This is a genomic window from Corynebacterium sp. KPL1818, assembly GCF_000478135.1.
GTDB classification, from domain to species: Bacteria; Actinomycetota; Actinomycetes; order Mycobacteriales; family Mycobacteriaceae; genus Corynebacterium; species Corynebacterium accolens.
The window spans coordinates 689,348-709,336 of the sequence record NZ_KI515758.1 but is presented as its reverse complement, the minus strand read 5'-3'; the positions used below and the strand labels follow the sequence as shown (position 1 = coordinate 709,336).

The following is a 19,989-nucleotide window of genomic DNA, read 5'->3' as shown; positions in this document are numbered from 1 at the left end:
GTAGTTGCCGTGCCCCTTATTCCCTATTACTTAGCCGCCATACAGCCCGTATTCACAGACGATGCCAAGGCGGCCGCCCCAAAAAGAACCGTGGCCACCCGGTGCAGTCAAAGACTAGACTGGGCGACCACGGCGGAGCGGCTTAGACGATGCAACCGCGAGAGAGCGCTCGCTGTTTAAACGTACTTTGCCAGGTTCAAGCCGGGAAGAACGAGGTTAGAAAAGAAGGAGCCGAATTTCTTCACTCGTTCGAGAATGGCCGCAATAGCCCCATCCAGCTTGCCGAAGGAAGAGCTTCCTAGGGAAGAACCATCGGTCGCAGGTTTTTCTGCGGAGGGCTTGTTTTCTGAGGGCACCTGGCCAGACGGCTTATCGCTCGCGGAAGCCCCCTCGAAGGCCACGGTGAGATCCGTGTCGGCATCATCTACTGGCTGCCCCACCGGGTACTTGCCCAAGAAGATGTCAGAGCCAGTCTGGGTAAATGAGGTCGGGGCATCGGTTGTGGCGTAGCTCTTGCCGGTCTCTGGCACCAAAGGCTCGGAGAGCTTGAAGGTAGAGATAGCAGCATCATCCCCGGATTGGTCGACAGGCTGGTCCTTAAATGGGCCGGAAGCACCGGTAAGCTTATAGTCCGCGGTAATGGTGGCATCTTGACCTTTTACTTCCACCTTAATATCCGAAAACATCAAGTCCATACCGTAGGAACCGTTAGGCCCCAGCCCTGGATAGCCCTGAAGGTGCACAGACCCCTTGGTACCAATTGTTCCGTTGCCATCGGCGTCTAGGGTGGTCTCGGCTACATCGACGGGGAAGGTGAAATCCTTGCCCACCTTTTCTGCGCCTTCAGCCGGGGTAATGACACCTTTAGCAAACGGGGTACCCAAGTGATGAATGAAAGATTCTTTGATCGGCCAATTCAGTTGGCCGGATTCCACAGCGGCGATCTCGGTGGAACCATCAGCCGGAGCCTCAGCCGCGGTGGCCATAGGGACCGTAAAGGTGCCGAGTGCAACCGCACCGGCCGCAATAACAGATGTTGTTTTCATGAGATTCTCCTCTTGAGAGCATTGGTGAAGCCTTGCCTATAAATATTAGGCAAGGCTTACTTTAGTTAGTTGATTAGAAAAAGTAAATCAGTGACGCTCATCTAGTTCTGCGAAAACTCCCGAATTGAAAGCGAACGCGCGCTGTGCCTCAGACAACAAGACCTCTCGTTCCCCTGCAGTCAGCGAAAGGTTATCTAGACGCTGGCGATACCCCTTGCGATACGGAGGAATCTTGCCAATGGCAGTGAAGTCATAGAAGTTCAGCGCATCCGATTCAATGTCATAGAGTGCACCTAAGCGCGCAGCAATGACCTGCCCCCCGGAGACATCCCCGAGGTAACGGACATAGTGATGGGCCACGACCTCTACCGCGCTTCCGGACACCTCCTCCAAACGCGCAACATAGGCGGCAGTAGCTGGCAAGATTCGGATCATTTCACGCCAATCACCACCAACCAGAGCCGCCAAGTCCGCCTCCAGTGCGTAGCGCCGTTCGAGACGTGGATCGGCCACCGCGCTGCCGATCGGAGTGTGCGCCACGCTGCGGACGGCACGCTCCAACGACTCATAGACAAACCACAACTGGCCGGTCAGGTCGGCTGCAGCCGCCCTGCTCAACTGTCCCGACATGAGGCGCTGCATAAACGCAGAGCCTTCTGCATTTTCGTGAGCGTGCGCAGTTGCCTCGCGCAGCGCTGCAGACAATGGCTTATTGAGAGTAACAGTCACTGACTTCCTCCAAAGTAACGCTTACCTAAGTTCTAGATTCAATTTAAGGTTAGGCAACCCTTAATTACAAGACTGGGAAGAAAAATCAACCGAAAGGACTACCTCCCACCCACCGTCTGCGTCACGAGTGGCGCACTACCACAAAAAGAAGCGCGACACCGGACTTACTGCCGACGCCGCGCGCATCGCTTAGGCTTTTAGACTTTTAGCGATTGGCCGTTACTTTTATCGATGGAGAAGAGCACGGACACTATCTAGGGCTCCAGACTTTATAAAGGCCTGCCCCAAGATGGCGAACATGCTACCGATAGTCACCACACCCAAGATGTAGTTCCAAATCTTGGCGAACTTAGAGCCAAAGGCAGAATGTTCATCTGCACTCCCCTGATCTTTCCCTTTTTCGGGAGCTTCATTCGCCGGTTTATCGGATTCTGGCTTCTTAGGTTCCGGCTTCTTAGTCTCTGAAGACTCTGTATGCTTTGGAGTTTCTGGCTTCTGCGAAGGTGCTTGGCTCTGCGAGGTCGCCGGTGGCTGCGGAGCCGGCTCGTTCTGGGTCGTTTCCTCACTCTTCGATGGTGCCTCGCCCTGCGGAGCTTCTGGGGCCTCCGGGTTATGCTGATCCTCCGACTCTGGACTCTTCTTCTGACCACAATCTGGAGAAACGTTGAGGGTCAGCTGAGCTTCATCAACCTTGGGGCTATATTTAGGCCCATAAATTCCCATGAAGAGTACATCTACGCCTTCGGCCTTTTTGTCTGTCGTGCCTGGTTGCCGCTCGTAGGAAGTATCAGCGGTGGAGAGGGTGAGCGTGTTACCTTCCTTCTTCCATTGTCCCTTACCGTGAGCAAATGCTCCTTCTCCAGTACGCTTATTGGCTTCGGTTTGATCGTCCTTAGTGTACTGCGTCATATGCTTGCCTTCGACGTAATAGGCTTCGTAGCCACTACCAAGACGAACCTCATCCCCAGTTGTTTTTACAAAAGGACTCTTAACATTGGAGTACAGCGCATCATGGTGGCCGGTGAAGGTAATCGAAGAGTCCTTGGTCCTGATTTCAGAAGCGGTCACGTTGCCCTGCTCATCTACCGTGACCGTCGATTTTTCAGGATCGACATCAAATCCAAAGGTGAAGTCTTTACTGTCAGGCTCGCCGTTTTCCTGAACCGAGCCAGTAGTAGTCCAGTCACCTTGGGCAATAGGGCCTTTGATGTAGCTGCGCCACGAGTGTTTGATGCCCCAATTTAAGGAGCCGGAGTCGATGGTGCAGGTTTCTTCCGCAGAAGCATGCGGCACGGTCAGCGCTGTCGCCGCAAGGGCGGTGACCAAGATTCTTTTAAACATGGAAGTCCTCCAAATGATGTGAGAAGAGTGGGTTGATTGCGGGCGTGGCACGTTGTGGATGTACCCGCAGCCCGTCGACGGAAATAGGCCAGTCATATACCTGAGACAAAGTGCGACCGGTAAATACCTCGTCTACGCGCCCTTGGGCTGCTAGTCCCCCGCACGACAGGCACACGACATGATCGCAATATGCAGCTGCAGCGTTGAGGTCATGGAGCACCACGAGAACGGCAACACCGGCCTCGCGGGCAAGGGCTTTCACTGAGCCCAGCAGTTGTTCTTGATGCCGGATATCCAGCGCGGCCGTTGGCTCATCGAGCAAGATAACCGGGGTATTTTGGGCAAGCACCCGTGCGAAGGCAGCACGGGCGCGCTCACCGCCGGACAGAGTGCTGATGTCTCGGCCCGCGAGGTGTGCGACGCCGGCGGTATCGAGGGCGGCGTTAATAAAAGCATCGTCAAGGTCCGCGTAGGCAGTTCCCTCCCAAGGGCGACGCCCCATCGCAACGACATCGCGGACGAGGAATTCGAAGGACACCGAGACGTCCTGGAGCATTACCGCACGCGTGCGCGCGAGCTCCCGTGGTGGTGCCTTGGGGGATAGTCCACCCACGGTGATCTCGCCGGAATAATCGATGTCTCCGGCTACGGCGGCAAGTACCGTGGATTTACCGGCACCGTTCGGACCGATAAGTCCGGTTACTTCGCCCGCCTGGGCAGTAAAGGACACCTGATCCACGAGGATGTGCTCCCCCACGCGAACGGTTAAGTCTTTGACGTTTATCATCAGCGCACTCCTTTGCGCATCATGCGGCGCAGCAAGATGAAGAACGTTGGGCCGCCCACCAGGGCAGTGAAAATACCGATGGGAAGATCCGCAAAGGGAATCATCGTGCGCGCTGCCACGTCGGCGAAACCAATGAGGACGGCACCGCCCAGGGCGGAGGCGGGCAGTAGGATGCGGTTTTCTGGCCCGACGATGCTGCGCAACAGGTGGGGAACGATAAGCCCCACAAAGCCGATGAGGCCGGCAAAGGAAACAGCCGCGGCGGTCAGCACTGCCGATGCCACGATTGCCACGATGCGCAGCCGCGGCACGTTTACGCCGGTGTGCGCGGCGGCGCGCTCGCCGAGCGCGAGGACGTCCAGCTGCTTGCCCAGGCGCAGGGCCACCGCGAGGCCTACCACCACGATGGGAAGTACCGCCCAGACGTGTTTCCACTGCGAACCGTTGAGGGAACCCATCTGCCAGAAGATGATTGCTTCGCGGTTTGCGGTCGGTGCCAGGTACACCATGAAAGAGATGATCGCGTTGCATACCGCATTGATGGCGATGCCGGTGAGAATCAGGTGTACCACGGCCACGCGTCCGTTGTAGCGCGCCAGCTGATAGATAATGAAGGTAACCAGCAGCGCGGTCAGGAAGGCCGCGGCGGGAACGGTGAAGGTACCGAAGTACTCGATATTAAAGACGATGACTACGGCAGCACCGACGCCCGCACCGGAGGTAACGCCGATAATGGAAGGTTCTGCCAGGGGATTGGCGAATACCGCTTGCATCAGCGTGCCGGCAACGCCCAAGGCTGCGCCAACCACGAGCCCTAAGACCAAGCGCGGCAGGCGGATGTCCCACACCACGCTTGCGGTCAAGGAATCCTGCGCGTGCCCGGCTGCCAGAATGGGAAAGAGATCAGACAGCGGTACATAGTATTGCCCCAGCACGACGGAGATGAGTCCCGCGAGAACGGTGAGGATCCCCAGCAGTAGGAATACCCAGGTGCGCTGAGTCCGCCGGCGGGCGAAGGTATCCGTCTCCTTACTCATTGTCTGGGTCATACACAGCCTTTGCTAGCTTCACCAGGGTCTGCCCGGTCATGGGACCGAATGCCAGCGATTGACCGTCCGGAATGGTCACGATGCGCTTCTTCTGGCCTGCGGTGGTCTGAGCAACGCCGGGTCGATCCAGCAAGCCATCAATTCCGCCGGTGGATTCCAAGCCATTGGTCATCATGATGATCACCTCTGGATTGATGCGGGCCAGTGCCTCCGCGTTAGCGGGTTCTGCATAAGAAAGATTATTTTCCGCAGCCAGATCCACGCCGCCAATGCCTTCAATCAGGTCCTTAGCACCAGTGCCTTCACCCATGATGAAGAAGACGCCGCCGTTTCCGCGTGCGTACAGGAACGCCATGCGCATCGGATCATCGGGAACCAATTCCTTGATGGCTTCCCTTGCTTCTTCGATTTCCTTGTTGGATCGATCGGCTAGTTCGCGTGCGTCGTCGGGCAAGCCAAGGGCATCGCCAAGCGTGGTGATGTCTTCGCCCACGGAGTCAATGGTGCGCTCGGGTTCCATGACCACGGTGGTGACACCCGCCGCTCGAATCTGGTCGATAGCATCGCGCGGGCCAATGGAATGATCCACGATAAGAAGGGTGGGATTCAGCTCCAGCACCGCTTCCACGTTGATATTGTGACCGCCTTCGGTCACCACTGGGAGGTCTGCCAAGTTGGGCTCGGTGGAAGACACCGTGCGGCCGACAATATTATCTGCAAGCCCCAAGCCGCTGAGCGTCTTGGTATAGGTGCCATAGATATCCAACGCGAGGATGCGGGAGGCATCGGTGACGGTGACGTCGTAACCATCGGCATCAGTAAGCTCCACCGGAAGCGCCGGCTCCGCCTTATCAGTAACCGGCTCGATATCATCAAAGTCCTTGACGTCGCTGACGCCCTCAAAGGACCTGGGGTCCGAGAGATCGGCGGGATCCGGCAGCTGATCCGTGTAGCTACCCTGCACACCGCAGGCGGTAAGGCTGAAGATGCACAAGAGCGGTACGAGGAAACGAAGAACGAGTTTCACGGCAATCCTTCTAAGAGTTGTTCATGACAAGGCGGCTGGTGGAGCCACCGGCAATGATCAATCCGACGATGAACAGCAGTAGATAGGTGGTCGGGTTATCCATGTTTCCGCTGGGAGACGTGGCGGACTTGATCTTGAACTTGTTCGATCCGTCCTCGTATCCCTGCGAGGAATCACCAGCATGCGCTGCGTCCCCGGCTGCGGCATGAGCGCCACCCTTGGAAGCAGAGCCGCCCTTTCCGTTTCCGCCCGCGCCGGCACCACCGGACCCAGAACCGGAGCTAGCACCGCCGCCACCAGATACGGCGCCGCAATCAGCGCTTCCGCCCAAGGTGGCGTGGAAGCTCAGCGGATCCAACTGAAGACCCGGCTCATAGAAGTCGGCGAAGGCGTGAGAACCGGTTTCAGAAAGCGATACTGAAGCTTCACCAGATACGGCATCGGAGCCAACGTCCAGGGAGCTAAAGTTCAAGCTGCCAATGACGGTGCGTCCGAAGTCCTTCTTCTCGCCTTCCATATTGGAAGAATGCACGTCACCAATGAGTTCACCAGAGTTGCCGTTGAAGGTGATCTCCAAGTTGGCAATGTTCAGATCCAGCTTGCCGTGGTGGCCAGAGAACTGGATGCTTCCGCCATATTGCACGGAGCCCGCATTATCTTTTACAGCGCCGGAGTTACCCGTGAATTGGAAACGACCATTTTCATATCCCACGCCAGATAGATCCCATCGGCCTTGCGCAATAGAGCCGGTGATATAGGACTGGAAGGACTTCTTTACGCCCCACTGTGCTGTAGCTTGGGTGACACCAGTAGCTTCACAGACGGCACCGTCGCCGCCGGATGCACCCGCGCCCGAATTACCTGAGCCCGAGGCGCCGGAGTTAGCGGATCCAGATTGCGCAGGACCCGATCCCGCTGCTTTCCCAGTTCCTGAAGCATCGCCGCCTCCGCCCGAACCGGAGTTACTCGGTGACGATTTTCCCGATGCAGAGTTAGTAGAAGCCGAGTTTCCGCCAGTGGAGGTCGACGTACCCGAAGTAGAGCCACCCGAATTCGAGTTCGATCCGCCCCTGCTGTTGAAAGACTCCAACTCATCCAGGAATGCCTGGGTATTGCCCATGAACGTAGTAATCCCGTTCATCGTGTCATTGGTTTCAGACAGGATGTCCATGGCTTCCTTATTAAAGCCCGTGAAGGAACCCGTGATAGAGGTCAATGGGCGCTTCGAACCGCCACCGGAACCAGAGCCGCCAGAGCAAGAACCATCTAGCGCAATGGTCCCGGAGGACGGATCGAGGACTTCACCCTCTTTGTAGAATCCAGTGAAAAGTTTTACGCCACCAGAGGTCAGGGATGTTGAGCCGGCCAAATCTACCTTTTCAGCTCCGTCTTTTACCGGATTATCCAGATTGATGGTGGCGATCACTTCGTCATCGCCTTTGATTTGTTTACCGCGGCTATAGTCTTGCCGGTTCAATTCGTAGGAAACATAGTCCACGGAGATCTTCGCCTGGTTACCAGACGCCTTGACCTTGAAGTCCGACATCGTCATGTCCAATACTCCTTCATGGCCGTTAAAGCTCAGCGTGCCATTGAATGGAATCGTGACGTTTCCACCAGAGACATCAGGCTTTCCCGCGGTAAAGACAAACGCACCATCGCCCGTTTCGTCCCCCTTAAAACCAATGCCATTGGCACCCCAACCACCGCGGGCAATATTTCCCTTGATGTAGCTGCGGAATGACTCCTTGAGGCCCCAATTCCATGTGCAGGCCTCGTCTGCGTGGGCAACCGGAGTAGAAGATAGAAGCGGCGCGAATCCCGCCATGAGGAACGCCGCGACAATGACGCCGAAGGCCGACCTCCACAGTTTACGAATCATGTTAAGAACCTTGTTTCTCGCTAAAAGAATGTATAGGCTACGCTTACTTAGGTAAGCATATCCTGACCAATTTTCTTTCAGCTGTCAATAACTACCCCCAATAAGAAAACAATGCAGAACTACCCCCACCGAGACATCTTCACCAGCATCTACCCAGATGTCGATCCCACCCAGAGTTTCCCACTCACGATCGGTGAACGCTTATCCTTAGCGCTTTCCGTCGGCGTATTCATGTTTGGCGGCGTAAGCGGAAGCCTGCTCATCGCTGGCATCGGCCTGGCCTTTGTGGTCGCCTGCTCCCTAGCCCTGTCCCAAAAAGCCCCGCGCCGCATCCGCGCGGAGGCGCGCAGTCGATTCCCCCGGGAACCGTGGGCCGAACAACCCAGCCTGCTTGTTCCCGCCGTATGGGTCGTCATCGCAGTAATCGCGGCCCTGGCGTGGTGGTTCACCCCCGTGAAGTACCTCATGTGGAGCGCGGGTACCATGGCCGTCATCGCGGCTATCGCGACGTGGTTCCTCCCCACCGTGCAGCGCCGCCGCTCGCGGGCTGCACACGCAAAGCAGGATGCTTAAGCCACCCAAAGTCCCAAGTTCCCCCGCCGCGAAAAACTAAAATAGGCCCCGACCTGCATTAACAGGTCGGGGCCTTGCGCGGTGGCGGCGGGATTTGAACCCGCGGTTGGGGGTTACCCAACAATCGCTTTCGAGGCGATCACCTTCGGCCGCTCGGACACGCCACCGCGTTCCAGATTACGGGAGGACCCCCGATGCAACAAAATCGCCGCGCCAGCACTAAGCCAGCGCAGCGATTTCGCTATGAAGGGACTATAAAATTAGTCCTTCTTCAGGCCACCGATGATGTCGTTGGCCTTGTCCTTGATGCTGTCAGCAGCATCGGACAGCTTGTCCTTAGCCTCGGAAGCGACCTGGTCGGCCTTGCCCTCGTTGGCTACGTCTTCGTTACCGGTTGCCTCGCCGAAAGCTTCCTTTGCCTTGCCTGCGAGGTCGTCCTTCTTGTTTTCCAAATCGCCCATTTTCTCTCTCCTTAAATGAGTCGCTTACAGTGTGACAGCCACTATACTCACTTTTCGCGGAGTGTGGTGAAGAAATTTTCTAGCAACGCCACGCAGTCCTCTTCAAGCACGCCGCCGCGGACCTGTGGACTAAAGGGTGCGGTGGGGGCACGCAGGACATCGATAAGCGAGCCGCACGCACCCGTCTTCGGCTCAAAAGCGCCAAATACCAGCGAATTTACCCGGGCGGATTGCAGCGCGCCGGCGCACATGGCGCAGGGCTCCAAGGTGACCACGAGTTCGCAGCCGGTCAGGCGCCAACCATCGCCGTGGATGCGCACCGCCTGGCGGATGGCCTCGACCTCGGCGTGGGCGGTGGGATCGCGCAATTGCTCGCGGCGGTTGACGCCGGTGGCGAGCTCGCGGCCGGTGGCATCGTAGAGCACAGCCCCAACCGGCACATCCCCGGCGGGGGTCTGGCGCGCCACCGCGAGGGCGCGCTGCATGCGTTCCTGCGCGCGCTGCAGGGGCTTAGGCGTTATCAATGACGTCTTCTAGCTCATCCCCAAAGCCCAAGTCGCCGGCGATGCGCAGGAGCATATCGGAGGGCCAATCGTCCTCATCATCGATGATGTAGCCCACCTGATCCTCGGATAAGCCCAGGTCAGCGAAGATATCGAAGTCGCCCTCACCGTAGGGCTCGGCCTCTTCCGGGTCCACGTCTGGAATCTCGTAGTCATTGAGTTCCATGAAGTCCGCGGCAAAGTCATCGTCAACGCCGTAGGTGGCGTCCGAAATCAGCATTTTCACCCCACCGGGCACGGGCCGCACGGCAATAAAGTAGGCGTCCTCGACGCAGAGAAGGGCGAAAGCTGCGCCTTCGGAGCGCAGGGCGCGCACCGCGGTGATGGAGGTTTGCGGGTCCTCAAAGTCATCATCGAAGCTGCGCACGACCCATTGTCCCTCGTTGCGGGCGACGGTAACCGCGAAAGAGTAATTTTCGTTGCTCATACCTCGTGAGATTAGTCGTGTTGTGCCACAATTGTCACCGTGAGTTCTCAAGATGTTCAACGCCCCATCTGCATTATCGGCCTCGGCCTCATCGGTGGTTCCTTGCTGCGCGATCTCGCGGGCTATAACCACGACGTATTTGGATACAACCACTCGACGTCCGCCGCCCGCACCGCAGTCAAGCAGGGGTTTGACGTCAATGATGACTTGCCGGCGGTGCTTAATCGCGCCGAGGTTGAAGAGGCGCTCATTGTGATCGCCGTTCCCATGACCGCGGTGGGCAGCGTCTTGGATGCTATTCAGGAACACGCCCCTAGCTGCGGCATTACGGACGTGGTCTCCGTGAAAACCCCTGTGCGCCAGCAGGTCTGTGACCGCGGCATGGAGGATCGTTACGTGGGCGGGCACCCCATGGCGGGTACCTCGAAATCGGGCTGGGATCACTCCCAGACGGGGCTTTTCCGCCGCGCCGCGTGGGGCATTACCTACGATTACGCCGCCGATTATGAGGCGCGCGGGGAAAAGATTCCCAAGAAATGGATTGAGACTTTTACGGACGTCGTGCGCATGACCCAGATGGTGCATGCAGAGGCCGTGCCCATCCGCGTGGCCAACCACGATGCGGCGGTCGCCCGCATTTCCCACCTACCGCATATCTTTGCCGAGACCCTCGCCACGGTGGGCGATAATGGCGGCATTTTGGCGCAGTCCCTGGCCGCCGGTTCCTTCAAGGATGCGACCCGGGTGGCAAGCACCCGCCCGGATCTCGTGCGGCAGATGTGCGAGACCAATGCCCCGGCCTTGGTGGAGGCCTTGGATGAGGCGCTGGAGTTGCTTCACGATGCCCGGGAGAAGCTCGCCGCCCCCGAGCCTTCCATCGCTGAGCTTGCCGATGCCGGCTACCGCGCCCGCACCCGCATCGAGGCCAGGTCGGGCGCGCGCAAGGAATCGGTCTCCCCGGTCAAGATTTCCTCCCGCCCGGTGCTGCGCCTGCACCCCGGCGGCCCAAAGTGGGTGGCGCAGCTGCGCCAGACCGAATCCTTGGGCGGGCGCATCGAGATTTTTTAGCGGCGCGACTTGCGGGCGGCACCGTTGCCAGCACCGGTAGCGAAGGTGCGCGCGGCCGCCGCGGCACCGATAAGGCCAATGGCCGCTACCGTGAAGTAGATCCACGGGCGGTCGCCGCTGGTCTGCGGCGTTGCCTGCGGAGTAGGCGTGGTCTCCGCGGTCAAGACGGCGTCCTTATCCTTGCCGCTAATTACGCCATCTACCCAGTCCTTGGTGCCGGCGAGCGTGGTGATAGCCGCGCTTGGGGAAGGCAGATCCGGGTCCGCATTGGAGGTCCCCGCGGTAGCGAGGCCCGCAAGCTTTCCGTTAACAAAGAACGGTCCGCCGGAATCGCCACCCTGCATGCCGGCATTACCGGTGGAGTGGACATCGAGGATCGGGCTGCTGATCATCGGGGCCATGCCGCCTTGGCCAGGCTGCATTACTTCCCCACCGTTGCCGTCAGGCTTGACAATCTGCGGCTGCTCGGCGCCCGGCTTGGTGGCACCCGGCGAGACCACCTTGGGCTTATCCGATCCCGAACCAGATCCCGGCATCTTGAGGCCGGGCATGGCCTCTTCGGCCGGCACGGATTCGTAACCTTCAGGGACCTTCATGTCGGCATCCGGCTTGGAGCCGCCCGGCATCTTGAGGCCGGGCATGGCTTCCTCGGCGGGCACGGACTCGTAGCCTTCCGGGGCTTCCTTGTCGGCGCCCGGCTTCTGTGCGGCGTCATCGCTTGGCCCGCCGCCCAGGATTTCGGAGACCTTCATCTCTGCCATCGGCAGCTGGCCCTTGCGCGCCATGGAGGAGCTGCTGCTCCAGCCATACAGGGTGCCAAGGTCGCCGGTCTCTGGAATATCGGTGGAGATCTTGGCCGGCTTGATATCGGTGACGGGCTCGGTGAGGTGGAGCAATCCGGCATCGGAAAGCGGGGACAGCGCCCACGAATCCGCGTCGTAGACCTTGCCTCCCAGGCGGGCCTGGGTGCCTTCGTTATTGACGGACTGCAGGCAGTGGCGGGCGGTAAGCACCCACTGCTTATCCACCAGCGTGCCGGTGCAGTCGCCGAAGTTGCCTATCCGGCCCATCTTGAGCGCGGCGACGGTCTGGGACTCGGCGTTATCGGGGGCTGGTTCGCCGTGCTCAAGGGCGCTGGCGGGGGCCGCCAATAACCCGATGATGCCAGCGGTGGTCAAAGCGGTAGCAATTTTACGCGACATGTTAGTCCTTCTTTCCAGCAGGAACGGCGAGTTTAACGGCGGTGGAGACGGCCTTTTCAAGCGGGCCTTGGCCCAGGAATTTCCGCCAGATGGTGGCGAGTACGAGGAATAGGCCAATAAATGCCCACGCCCACGCGGTGTTGTGCAGTGAGATGTGGCTTTGCCAGTAATAGGCGGAGAGCACGTGCAAGACATACACGGTCAGAGACATCGTGCCCATTGCGGCGAGGGGGTAGACGAGCTTGGGTACCGCGCTGCCAATGAGCAGGCACAGGTGCAGCACTACGGCAGCCACTGCAACGGAGAGCAGGATTTCACCCGCGACACCGGTGTGGCCGGTAAAGCGCAGCCAGCTGGGAATATCCGGCTCGAAGCGGAAGTAGGTGCCAACCGCGGCAATCACCGCGCTGACCGCGGTAACAATCCACTGCAGCGCCGTGCGGAAGCTACCTGGGCGGATGTAGACCTCAAAGAGCAGCATGCCGGCGATGAAATACGCGATCCATGCCAGCAGCGGATAGACCTGCGGCAGGGTAAACGGCGCGTAGTGCACGGTTGAGGCGATGGCGGCGACGAAAAAGAGGGCCAGCTTCCACCACACGTTCAGCGGTGGTACCCAGGAGACCACCATCATGGTGATACCCATGGCAACGAGCACGACCTGAATCTGCCCGCCAACCGGGAGCAGTGCCAGTCCGATAAGCGTAATGATGGCGCCACGGGCAATCAGGCGCAGCAGCGTCTGTACGGAATAGTTCTTGCCGATGAGCATCATCGTCACGCCGGCGACAATGGCAAATAGCGCGGCCGGAAGGCCCGACAAAATGACCTTGGTACTCCATACCAACGAGGCCATGTGCAAAATAATCATGCCAATAATGGCAAGTGAACGAGCCAAATCCAGCCCGACGATGCGCGATGATGTACTCACCTAGCACTCTCCTTCACGATGTGATGGGACGCAGCGGTCTCCACCACGGCCCATGTTTTTAACGACTCTCTTTTTCTACAACGCGAGTCTGGGAGGTTGCTGTATCAACACTTTACATGTCCTGTACCTTATAAATGCCGTTTTTGGCCTGTTCAACCCCACGACTCCGCTTTCCCGCCAACCGCACACGATTGCACCCAATTTCCCGGCCTCAACACGCTCCGGAGGAGCCCGCCGTAGCGCACATCACCGCCAACTGCGCACATTTCATCCACCGTATAAACCCGCATCTACCTGCTATTTTGCTATAGCTAATCGATTGCCCCCTCCATACCTTTATTCTGATAGTTTCTTTTCTGTCAGGATGCTTCCTGGCACCTATAAAAAGCGCTCAAACTGCCTGGCAAATGGTCACTAAGTTGGGTCCCTCTTCATTCCCCCTCCTAAATCGACCGAAAGAGGACACGTGCTCAAAACCCGCGCTAGAAACTTAGTGTTTGCCGTGGTCGCTTCTGCGCTTGGCGATGGCCTCATCCCCACCGCTTTTGCCATCCAATCATTCAAGTTGGACTCCAGTGGCAGGCCGCTCACCTTTGCCCTCATCGCATTGTGGTCCGCCAAACTAATTTTATCGCTGACCCTCGACAAAATACCGACCTCAGCTTTTCCAGCCAGGATCATGGTTCTATCAGACTTTGGCAGGGGCCTGGCACAGGCCGGGCTCCTTGTCTACCTGACCCTTTTCCCAAACTATTGGGGCCCAGCCCTTATCGTTTCGCCCTTCCTCTATGGCTTTTTCGCCCCGTGGTTTGGCCCCAATAGGTTCTCCCTGCTCGCCGCTATCCTCACCGGCGAAGAGCGCCGCAAGATAAACTCCCTGCTTTCTACCATTGGCGATGCCCTCTTCCTCGCCGGCCCACTCCTCGGATCCGCCTTGACCTTGGGCCTGGGTTTCAAGGCAGTTCTGGCGGTAGATACCTTGACCTTCGCCATATCCATGGCATTTATCGCGTCATATTGGAGTGTTCGCAGCAAATCTGGGAACCAAGAAGAACCCGAGGAGCAAACCGAGTCCTCACCAGAAAAGGCCGCTGCCTCTGATATCAGGCTTCCCAGGTGGTCCGTTCACGGCCTGGTTACCTGGCTCATCGTAGCCACAACGATTGGCTTTATTGGTTCCGCAGCCCCGACCTCCGTTATGGACCGGTTCTCCGAATCTACCTGGGGATGGATCGCATCCGTCGGTGCGGCAGGCTCCCTCGTGGGCTCTGTACTATCGTCTTTTCCGGTGTGGAAAAAGGTGCACTGGAACCTCCTCCAGATAGCCCTATGCGCCGCTTATGCTGTACACCTCTTAGCACTATTTTTGGCGGACAGCATTTACGTTATTGCCATTGCCACCGCGCTAAGCGGCGCCTTGACCGCAGTCTCAGGAATTACCTGGGATGTTCTGGGGCAGGAACTACCTTCAGATGACTTGGTAAACCGCTTTGCCGTGCGCGACCAAATCGTAAACACCGTCGGCGTCCCCGCCGGCATGCTGCTATTCGCCTTCCTCGCAAACGCTAACGGTATTTCGCTATCCATTCTTTTTGTACTCTTGTCCTTCGCCGCGCTGGTATGCCTTGCCGCCAGATCTGTGCCACAGCAAAGCAATGCCTAATTCATGCGGTCCACCAACTCATACCGGCTTCAAGGCGAGCCGGTACTTGGCCCCTGTTTGGTGGGGACCTGATATCCAGCTCAGTAGGGTTGACAAGATTGGCGATCTACTGCCGAAGCTAATCCTAAATATGCACCACACAAGCCTGGCTACACGGTCATCATTCAGAGTGTTCAGGACTTCGGTATGCAGCGTGACAACACTATTTTTGCTGGTTCCAAAATTAGATCCCTGACATCTATTCAGAGGAGCCCCACCTAACCATACGGACGTTCGCACCGCCAGCACCGGATGGAATCAAATTTAGAAACCGGAATTACAGGCAAAACTATTGACAGCAGGCATAGCCGCCCCCTATTGTGTGAGATACGTCGCAGAAAGTGACACACGTCATGTTCCACAGCTTTCGAAAAGAGCTACCTGCCTGCCGTTATGGACATTAAATTTATTGAACGCATGAAGGAGAACATGTCACTCGTTTCCCAGTTCTACGACGACCCAGCCACCACACTAGGAGAAGCCGGTGGCTCTGGGGAAGTTTATCGGCACTGATTCAAGATTAATGGCATAGTACCTGGAGCACATCATGTTCACCTTACTGCATCAATAAATCTCATTTGACACACCGCAAGTTGCGGCGGGTCAAGAAGTTGACCCGTGAGAATTACCCACTTCGGAAATCCGACGCTGGGTTCATGCTGCGCGCATGAGCTTTCAGTCGCGGTTGTCAAACATTGAGAGACACGATGCAGGATTATACTGATCAAAAATTTTGGACCATCGTACGCAAGAACCATCCTGACTATCTACGGTGGTTCTTCGCTGATACAGCAAGCGCCTTAGGGGCATCCCTCGTAGCTATCCCTATTTCACTTGCGAGCTACTACCTCACTGGAAGCCTAAGTCAAGCGGGAGTGATTGGAGCCGCAAGCTCGGCAGGCTCGATGATCATGACGATCCCAGCCGGGATGATCATCGATCGTTTTAACAAGAAGAAGTTACTTCTCTTCTACGGGCTGAGCCAAATTGGTATCTGGTCAACCTTCTCGCTACTGCTTTACTTGGGCAAATTCAATTTCCCACTTTTGTTCTTCTTTAGCCTGTTTGCAGGAATGATTACAGGCACGTTCGGAGGCCTGACCAACGCCATTTTGAGATTCATCATTCCTGAGAATTTGCTTGTTCAAGCGCAAGGCCGTAACCAAACTCGAGACAACATTATCTGGATGCTCGGACTACCTTTAGGAGGCTTTTTCTACGGCCTAGCCCCGGTTATTCCCTTCATTGCACAAACGTTGTGTGGGTTGGGTCCGCTTTATGCTTCAAGAACCATCAGTACGGACCTGGGGAAGAAAAACAGTGAGCAAAAGTATTCGTTTAGACAGTTCTGGTCCGATAGCAAATATTCTTTGGCTTGGATTTGGAAATATCCGATGCTTCGGACAATCTTCAGCATCGATATCTTCTCCAACTTCGCCAACTTTTTCCTCATCGCGTCCATTGACCTATGGCTGGCATACCTCAAAGTTGATGGTTGGATAATCGGCTTCACCTCAGCCATGTTCGCCCTTGGAATGATTGTTGGAGGGCTTCTTCAAGACCGCCTCATCAAGCATTTGCCAGGAAGAAACATCATCCGAGCAACTATGCTTTGGGAACTACTGTGGTACCTGTTACTTCTTGTATTTTCTCAGTATTGGCCACTTATCGCAGTTGCAGCATTTTTCATCGTAGTTCCATCCATTGCGTGCAACTCATACTCCGGAGGACTGCTTGCGTTATCAGCACCTCCCGAAAAAATAGGAAAATGCTCGGCAGGAGCGCGTCTGATGATGGGATTGCTACCAATCATCGCTTCCGCCAGCGCGGGTGCATTCCTCGCTGCAATTGGTTTTCAGGCAAGCATGGCACTATGCGCTCTGTGCTCGGTTATCTCCTGTTTGATAGCGGCAAGTTCAGTCCTGCGCACACTACCTAAAGCATCCGAGTTCAATTTACTCCCCGTATGCGAGTAGGTCCCAAGGTCATCGACTGAAGTGTCCCAAGTTTTGTTCCGCTTGAGTAGATGAGGAAATTTGGAAGGGCCCGACCCCGGAAAGCGGACACGTCGGGGGTTAGGCCCGTTTCCCACAACTAAACCCCCTAACTGTTTGTGCAGATAGGGGGCTTTTTGTTTGTGCGCCCGGAGGGATTCGAACCCCCAACCTTCTGATCCGTAGTCAGATGCTCTATCCGTTGAGCTACGGGCGCAGTCCGTTGTGAAGCAGTGCGTACGCTCTGCTGTGCAACGAGAATTTACTATACCCACGGACCTGAAAACTAACAAATCGCCTGTACAGAGCCGTTTTCGGCGGGATAGCCAGAGGCGTATTGTTCACCCGCCGTTCACGCTTTAGCTCAGTGTGGAAGCGGGGAAGGCTATACGAGGGCGGAGGCTTCAGCATCGGAAAGCAGGGCGCCCTGGAAAGCCTGCAGGGTGGATTCGTGGTCGAAATCGATACCAATGAGCACGAGTTCCGTGCCAGGAGTTACGCCGTTGGCGGCCCACAGTGACGCTGGCATGATTTGCAGGTTTGGCCCGGCCTGCTGCCACGCGTGGGCCACGCGCAGATCGGTATCGATCCAGCAATACCCCTTGGACCGCACGAGGCCCGTGCTTGCCCGGAGGGCGGCGATGAGGCGCTCGCGATTAAAGGGGCGATCGGCACGAAAGACGACTGAGGAGATGCCGTATTCCTCGGTTTCTGGAGTGTGTGGATTCGCAAGCTCTTCGGCATAGCCATGATAGGTGGCAGCGGTGGCGGTATTAAATAAATGCGCATCGAGAACTAGCCCCGGTTCGATTACCCCGTGGGTCACCGGCACCACGCGAGCCCGCGGATTCATGGCGCGCACAGCGGCAATGACGCGCTCGGTTTGGGCGGCATCGACAAGATCGGTCTTGGTAATGAGGATAAGGTCGGCGAACTCGACTTGATCCACTAAGAGATCGGAAATAGTGCGGTCATCTTGGGGCGTAGCCTCGATGCTTTCGGAGACGAGGCTGCGGCCGCGGCGCAATTGGTTTAAGACGGTAGAGGCATCGACGAGGGAGACCATGGTGTCGATGGGGGCGGCATCGGCAAGCGTGGTGCCATCGGCAAATTCCCACTCAAAGGTGGCGGCCACGGGCATGGGCTCGGAAATGCCGGTGGATTCGATGACAATCTGATCAAAGCGGCCGGAGCGCGCTAGCTTGCCCACGGACTCGATAAGGTCTTCACGCAGGGTGCAGCAGATGCAGCCATTCGACAGCTCCACGAAGCGATCCTCGCCGCGCTCGAGATGGCCTTCGCCGGCAACGAGGACGGCATCGATATTGACCTCAGAAAAATCGTTGACGATGACCGCCAGCTTGCGCCCCTCCCGGTTCGCGAGCAGGTGGTTAAGTAGCGTGGTCTTTCCGCTGCCTAAAAATCCGGACAGCACGGTAACAGGTGTAGCCATCCTTTAATGGTAACGTTTTTCATTAAAGGATGGCTATTGGGGCTTAGTTCCTAGACCGTCAGCCCGAAGATCGGTACCGCCAGCAGGAAGACGGTAAGGGTAATGAGGAAGATACCGATGACGTTGAGGCCAACGCCGCCCTTGATCATCTCGCCAATCTTGACGTAGCCGGAACCATAAGCAATGGCGTTCGGCGGGGTTGCCACCGGCAGCATGAAGGCACAGGTTGCAGCCAAGGCGACCGGGATGGTGAGCAGCAGGACGTTGATATCGCCTTCGGTGGTCAGGCCCACGCCCACAGCGACGCCGCCCATGATGGGGATGAAGGTGGCCGCGGTGGCGGTATTGGAGGTGATCTCCGTTAGGAAGAGGACCAGAGCAGCCACGGCTGCGACGATGAGCACGATGGGCAGGGAGCTGAGTCCCTTGGCCATCTCACCAATCCACAGGGACAAACCGGAGGAGTTGAAGGCCGAGGACAAGGAGAGACCACCGCCAAAGAGGAGGAGGACGTCCCATGGCATTTCATTGGCCGTCTTCCAGTCCAGCAGGCGGATGCGGCGCTCCGAATCGGCCGGCAGGATGAACAAGAGGATACCTGCGGCAATACCGACGATGGCATCATCGTAGTTATCAAAATCGCCAAGGACGATGGGCAGGGATACCCAGGCCAGGGCGGCCAGGATGAAGATGATGCCGGTCATAATCTGCGGGCGGGTCCATGGGCCCAGGGCCTTGATTTCGTCGTTGATGAGCTCGCGGCCGCCGGGGATTTCGGTCATTTCCGGCTTGAAGATGGTAATCAACAGCACCCATGCGATGAGCAGGAAGGTTAGCGCCAGCGGCACACCGACGGCCATCCAGCGGCCAAAGCCGAGGGTAACGTCCCAGGTATCGGCCATGTACGCGTTCAAAAACGCATTCGGCGGGGTACCAATCAGGGTACCCAGCGAACCGATGGAAGCGGAGTACGCGATGCCCAGCATGAGGGCGGTGGCAAATTTCTTCTGCTTATCCCAACCGCCAACGGTCTCTGCGGTAAGCGCCAGCACGGACGTACCAATCGGCAGCATGACGACGGCCGTTGCGGTATTCGATACCCACATGGACAAAAAGCCGGTGGCCAGCATGAAGCCCAAAATGAGGCGGCGCGGCGAGGTACCGATGAGTTTTACTACATAAAGCGCAAGGCGGCGGTGCAGGTTCCAGCGCTGCAGCGAGAGCGCGATTAGGAAGCCACCCATGAACAAGAAAATGGTGGCAGAGGCATACGGTGCGCCGACTTCCTTAATGGTTCCCACGCTAGCGAGCGGGAAGATGACCAGCGGAATCAGCGCGGTGGCAGCCAGCGGGATGGCCTCAGTCATCCACCACACACCCATGAGGATGGTCACCGCCGCAACGGTGCGGATGGCGCTTAGCGTGTAATCGGCTTCCTCATCCACGCCGGTGGACTGCTGGACAGTATCGATGGCATTCGAGGGGAAGATGAAAAATACGAGGATGGCCAGGGCGAGGCCAATGAAAAGGCCAATGAATTGGCGGCGCCATTCATTGCGTGGGGCACCGGGATCCTCAGCGCCCTCTGATTGGGCGGTAGATTCGTGAGTATGCGGGGTGGTCATGCCGCGAACTCCTTCACTAGAGAGACTTTTAGCAGGGCGGGGTGTGATAGCTCTGTCAATTACCAGCAATCGAGCCAGATCCTTGGTGCATCCCGAACATCATTCAGTCCGTGCAGAGCATGCTAAGAC

At 57.3% G+C, this 19,989-nt stretch carries 18 protein-coding genes and 2 tRNA genes; 4 read left to right on the top strand and 16 right to left on the bottom strand.

What is annotated here, in order from left to right; translation table 11 throughout:
- Nucleotides 1-176: 176 nt before the first annotated feature.
- The 7 genes from HMPREF1261_RS03275 to HMPREF1261_RS03245 all read right to left on the bottom strand — a co-directional run bounded on the left by HMPREF1261_RS03275 (nt 177) and on the right by HMPREF1261_RS03245 (nt 7,861).
- Entirely contained in the window at nt 177-1,046 is an 870-nt protein-coding gene (locus HMPREF1261_RS03275) for an HtaA domain-containing protein (RefSeq protein WP_023029968.1), read from the bottom strand.
- A gap of 87 nt (nt 1,047-1,133) precedes the next feature.
- Complete coding sequence (locus HMPREF1261_RS03270; protein WP_023029967.1) at nt 1,134-1,775, bottom strand: heme oxygenase (biliverdin-producing); 642 nt, start codon at nt 1,773-1,775, stop codon at nt 1,134-1,136.
- A 225-nt stretch (nt 1,776-2,000) separates the two neighbouring features.
- The gene (locus HMPREF1261_RS03265) at nt 2,001-3,116 is read right to left on the bottom strand and encodes an HtaA domain-containing protein (protein ID WP_023029966.1); all 1,116 of its coding nucleotides are present in this window, start codon (nt 3,114-3,116) and stop codon (nt 2,001-2,003) included.
- A complete protein-coding gene (locus HMPREF1261_RS03260) occupies nt 3,109-3,903 on the bottom strand; it encodes a heme ABC transporter ATP-binding protein (protein ID WP_023029965.1) in 795 nt (264 codons plus the stop codon). Before HMPREF1261_RS03260 ends, HMPREF1261_RS03265 begins: the two co-directional genes overlap by 8 nt.
- Nucleotides 3,903-4,952 (bottom strand): iron ABC transporter permease, encoded by a 1,050-nt coding sequence (locus HMPREF1261_RS03255; RefSeq protein WP_023029964.1) that lies wholly within the window; start codon nt 4,950-4,952, stop codon nt 3,903-3,905. The genes HMPREF1261_RS03260 and HMPREF1261_RS03255 overlap by 1 nt, the downstream gene beginning before the upstream one ends.
- Nucleotides 4,933-5,979, bottom strand: coding sequence for a hemin ABC transporter substrate-binding protein (locus HMPREF1261_RS03250; RefSeq protein ID WP_023029963.1), 1,047 nt, complete (start codon nt 5,977-5,979; stop codon nt 4,933-4,935). The genes HMPREF1261_RS03255 and HMPREF1261_RS03250 overlap by 20 nt, the downstream gene beginning before the upstream one ends.
- A 10-nt stretch (nt 5,980-5,989) precedes the next feature.
- The gene (locus HMPREF1261_RS03245; protein WP_023029962.1) at nt 5,990-7,861 is read right to left on the bottom strand and encodes an HtaA domain-containing protein; all 1,872 of its coding nucleotides are present in this window, start codon (nt 7,859-7,861) and stop codon (nt 5,990-5,992) included.
- Between the two features lie 111 nt (nt 7,862-7,972).
- Here HMPREF1261_RS03245 and HMPREF1261_RS03240 point away from each other — a divergent pair, with 111 nt between their 5' ends.
- Entirely contained in the window at nt 7,973-8,434 is a 462-nt protein-coding gene (locus HMPREF1261_RS03240) for a hypothetical protein (RefSeq protein WP_023029961.1), read from the top strand.
- 79 nt (nt 8,435-8,513) lie between these two features.
- On the opposite strand, the gene HMPREF1261_RS03235 is transcribed toward HMPREF1261_RS03240, so the two are convergent.
- The 4 genes from HMPREF1261_RS03235 to HMPREF1261_RS03220 form a co-directional block, all read right to left on the bottom strand.
- Nucleotides 8,514-8,601 (bottom strand) — tRNA-Ser (locus HMPREF1261_RS03235).
- Nucleotides 8,602-8,694: 93 nt separating this feature from the next.
- Complete coding sequence (locus HMPREF1261_RS03230) at nt 8,695-8,895, bottom strand: CsbD family protein (protein WP_005276418.1); 201 nt, start codon at nt 8,893-8,895, stop codon at nt 8,695-8,697.
- Nucleotides 8,896-8,942: 47 nt separating this feature from the next.
- The gene (locus HMPREF1261_RS03225; protein WP_255342617.1) at nt 8,943-9,419 is read right to left on the bottom strand and encodes a nucleoside deaminase; all 477 of its coding nucleotides are present in this window, start codon (nt 9,417-9,419) and stop codon (nt 8,943-8,945) included.
- Nucleotides 9,406-9,885, bottom strand: a complete 480-nt coding sequence (locus tag HMPREF1261_RS03220; RefSeq protein ID WP_023029959.1) for a tRNA adenosine deaminase-associated protein — start codon at nt 9,883-9,885, stop codon at nt 9,406-9,408. The genes HMPREF1261_RS03225 and HMPREF1261_RS03220 overlap by 14 nt, the downstream gene beginning before the upstream one ends.
- A gap of 39 nt (nt 9,886-9,924) precedes the next feature.
- On the opposite strand from HMPREF1261_RS03220, the gene HMPREF1261_RS03215 reads away from it, so the two are divergent.
- A complete protein-coding gene (locus tag HMPREF1261_RS03215) occupies nt 9,925-10,953 on the top strand; it encodes a prephenate dehydrogenase (RefSeq protein WP_023029958.1) in 1,029 nt (342 codons plus the stop codon).
- Here the strand turns inward: HMPREF1261_RS03215 and HMPREF1261_RS03210 are convergent.
- Nucleotides 10,950-12,155 carry a trypsin-like serine protease gene (locus HMPREF1261_RS03210; RefSeq protein WP_023029957.1) on the bottom strand — a complete coding sequence of 402 codons (1,206 nt, stop codon included), beginning with the start codon at nt 12,153-12,155 and terminating at the stop codon, nt 10,950-10,952. The genes HMPREF1261_RS03215 and HMPREF1261_RS03210 overlap by 4 nt on opposite strands.
- Before the next feature lies 1 nt (nt 12,156).
- Nucleotides 12,157-13,086 (bottom strand): DUF418 domain-containing protein, encoded by a 930-nt coding sequence (locus tag HMPREF1261_RS03205; protein WP_023029956.1) that lies wholly within the window; start codon nt 13,084-13,086, stop codon nt 12,157-12,159.
- A gap of 493 nt (nt 13,087-13,579) precedes the next feature.
- Here HMPREF1261_RS03205 and HMPREF1261_RS03200 point away from each other — a divergent pair, with 493 nt between their 5' ends.
- A complete protein-coding gene (locus HMPREF1261_RS03200) occupies nt 13,580-14,749 on the top strand; it encodes an MFS transporter (RefSeq protein ID WP_051142512.1) in 1,170 nt (389 codons plus the stop codon).
- Nucleotides 14,750-15,495: 746 nt separating this feature from the next.
- Nucleotides 15,496-16,764 carry an MFS transporter gene (locus HMPREF1261_RS03195; protein WP_023029954.1) on the top strand — a complete coding sequence of 423 codons (1,269 nt, stop codon included), beginning with the start codon at nt 15,496-15,498 and terminating at the stop codon, nt 16,762-16,764.
- Between the two features lie 162 nt (nt 16,765-16,926).
- Here HMPREF1261_RS03195 and HMPREF1261_RS03190 read toward each other — a convergent pair.
- The 3 genes from HMPREF1261_RS03190 to HMPREF1261_RS03180 all read right to left on the bottom strand — a co-directional run bounded on the left by HMPREF1261_RS03190 (nt 16,927) and on the right by HMPREF1261_RS03180 (nt 19,860).
- Nucleotides 16,927-16,999: transfer RNA gene (locus HMPREF1261_RS03190), tRNA-Arg, on the bottom strand.
- Nucleotides 17,000-17,167: 168 nt separating this feature from the next.
- Nucleotides 17,168-18,235, bottom strand: a complete 1,068-nt coding sequence (locus HMPREF1261_RS03185; RefSeq protein WP_023029953.1) for a GTP-binding protein — start codon at nt 18,233-18,235, stop codon at nt 17,168-17,170.
- Nucleotides 18,236-18,285: 50 nt separating this feature from the next.
- Nucleotides 18,286-19,860 carry a DASS family sodium-coupled anion symporter gene (locus HMPREF1261_RS03180; RefSeq protein WP_023029952.1) on the bottom strand — a complete coding sequence of 525 codons (1,575 nt, stop codon included), beginning with the start codon at nt 19,858-19,860 and terminating at the stop codon, nt 18,286-18,288.
- Between the last annotated feature and the right edge of the window lie 129 nt (nt 19,861-19,989).

Excerpts from the sequence above, each read along its gene's own strand:
- HMPREF1261_RS03275 (WP_023029968.1), bottom strand. The coding sequence starts at position 1,046 with ATGAAAACAACATCTGTTATTGCGGCCGGTGCGGTTGCACTCGGCACC.
- HMPREF1261_RS03265 (WP_023029966.1), bottom strand. The coding sequence starts at position 3,116 with ATGTTTAAAAGAATCTTGGTCACCGCCCTTGCGGCGACAGCGCTGACC.
- HMPREF1261_RS03260 (WP_023029965.1), bottom strand. The coding sequence starts at position 3,903 with ATGATAAACGTCAAAGACTTAACCGTTCGCGTGGGGGAGCACATCCTC.
- HMPREF1261_RS03255 (WP_023029964.1), bottom strand. The coding sequence starts at position 4,952 with ATGACCCAGACAATGAGTAAGGAGACGGATACCTTCGCCCGCCGGCGG.
- HMPREF1261_RS03245 (WP_023029962.1), bottom strand. The coding sequence starts at position 7,861 with ATGATTCGTAAACTGTGGAGGTCGGCCTTCGGCGTCATTGTCGCGGCG.
- HMPREF1261_RS03240 (WP_023029961.1), top strand. The coding sequence starts at position 7,973 with ATGCAGAACTACCCCCACCGAGACATCTTCACCAGCATCTACCCAGAT.
- HMPREF1261_RS03230 (WP_005276418.1), bottom strand. The coding sequence starts at position 8,895 with ATGGGCGATTTGGAAAACAAGAAGGACGACCTCGCAGGCAAGGCAAAG.
- HMPREF1261_RS03220 (WP_023029959.1), bottom strand. The coding sequence starts at position 9,885 with ATGAGCAACGAAAATTACTCTTTCGCGGTTACCGTCGCCCGCAACGAG.
- HMPREF1261_RS03210 (WP_023029957.1), bottom strand. The coding sequence starts at position 12,155 with ATGTCGCGTAAAATTGCTACCGCTTTGACCACCGCTGGCATCATCGGG.
- HMPREF1261_RS03195 (WP_023029954.1), top strand. The coding sequence starts at position 15,496 with ATGCAGGATTATACTGATCAAAAATTTTGGACCATCGTACGCAAGAAC.
- HMPREF1261_RS03185 (WP_023029953.1), bottom strand. The coding sequence starts at position 18,235 with ATGGCTACACCTGTTACCGTGCTGTCCGGATTTTTAGGCAGCGGAAAG.
- HMPREF1261_RS03180 (WP_023029952.1), bottom strand. The coding sequence starts at position 19,860 with ATGACCACCCCGCATACTCACGAATCTACCGCCCAATCAGAGGGCGCT.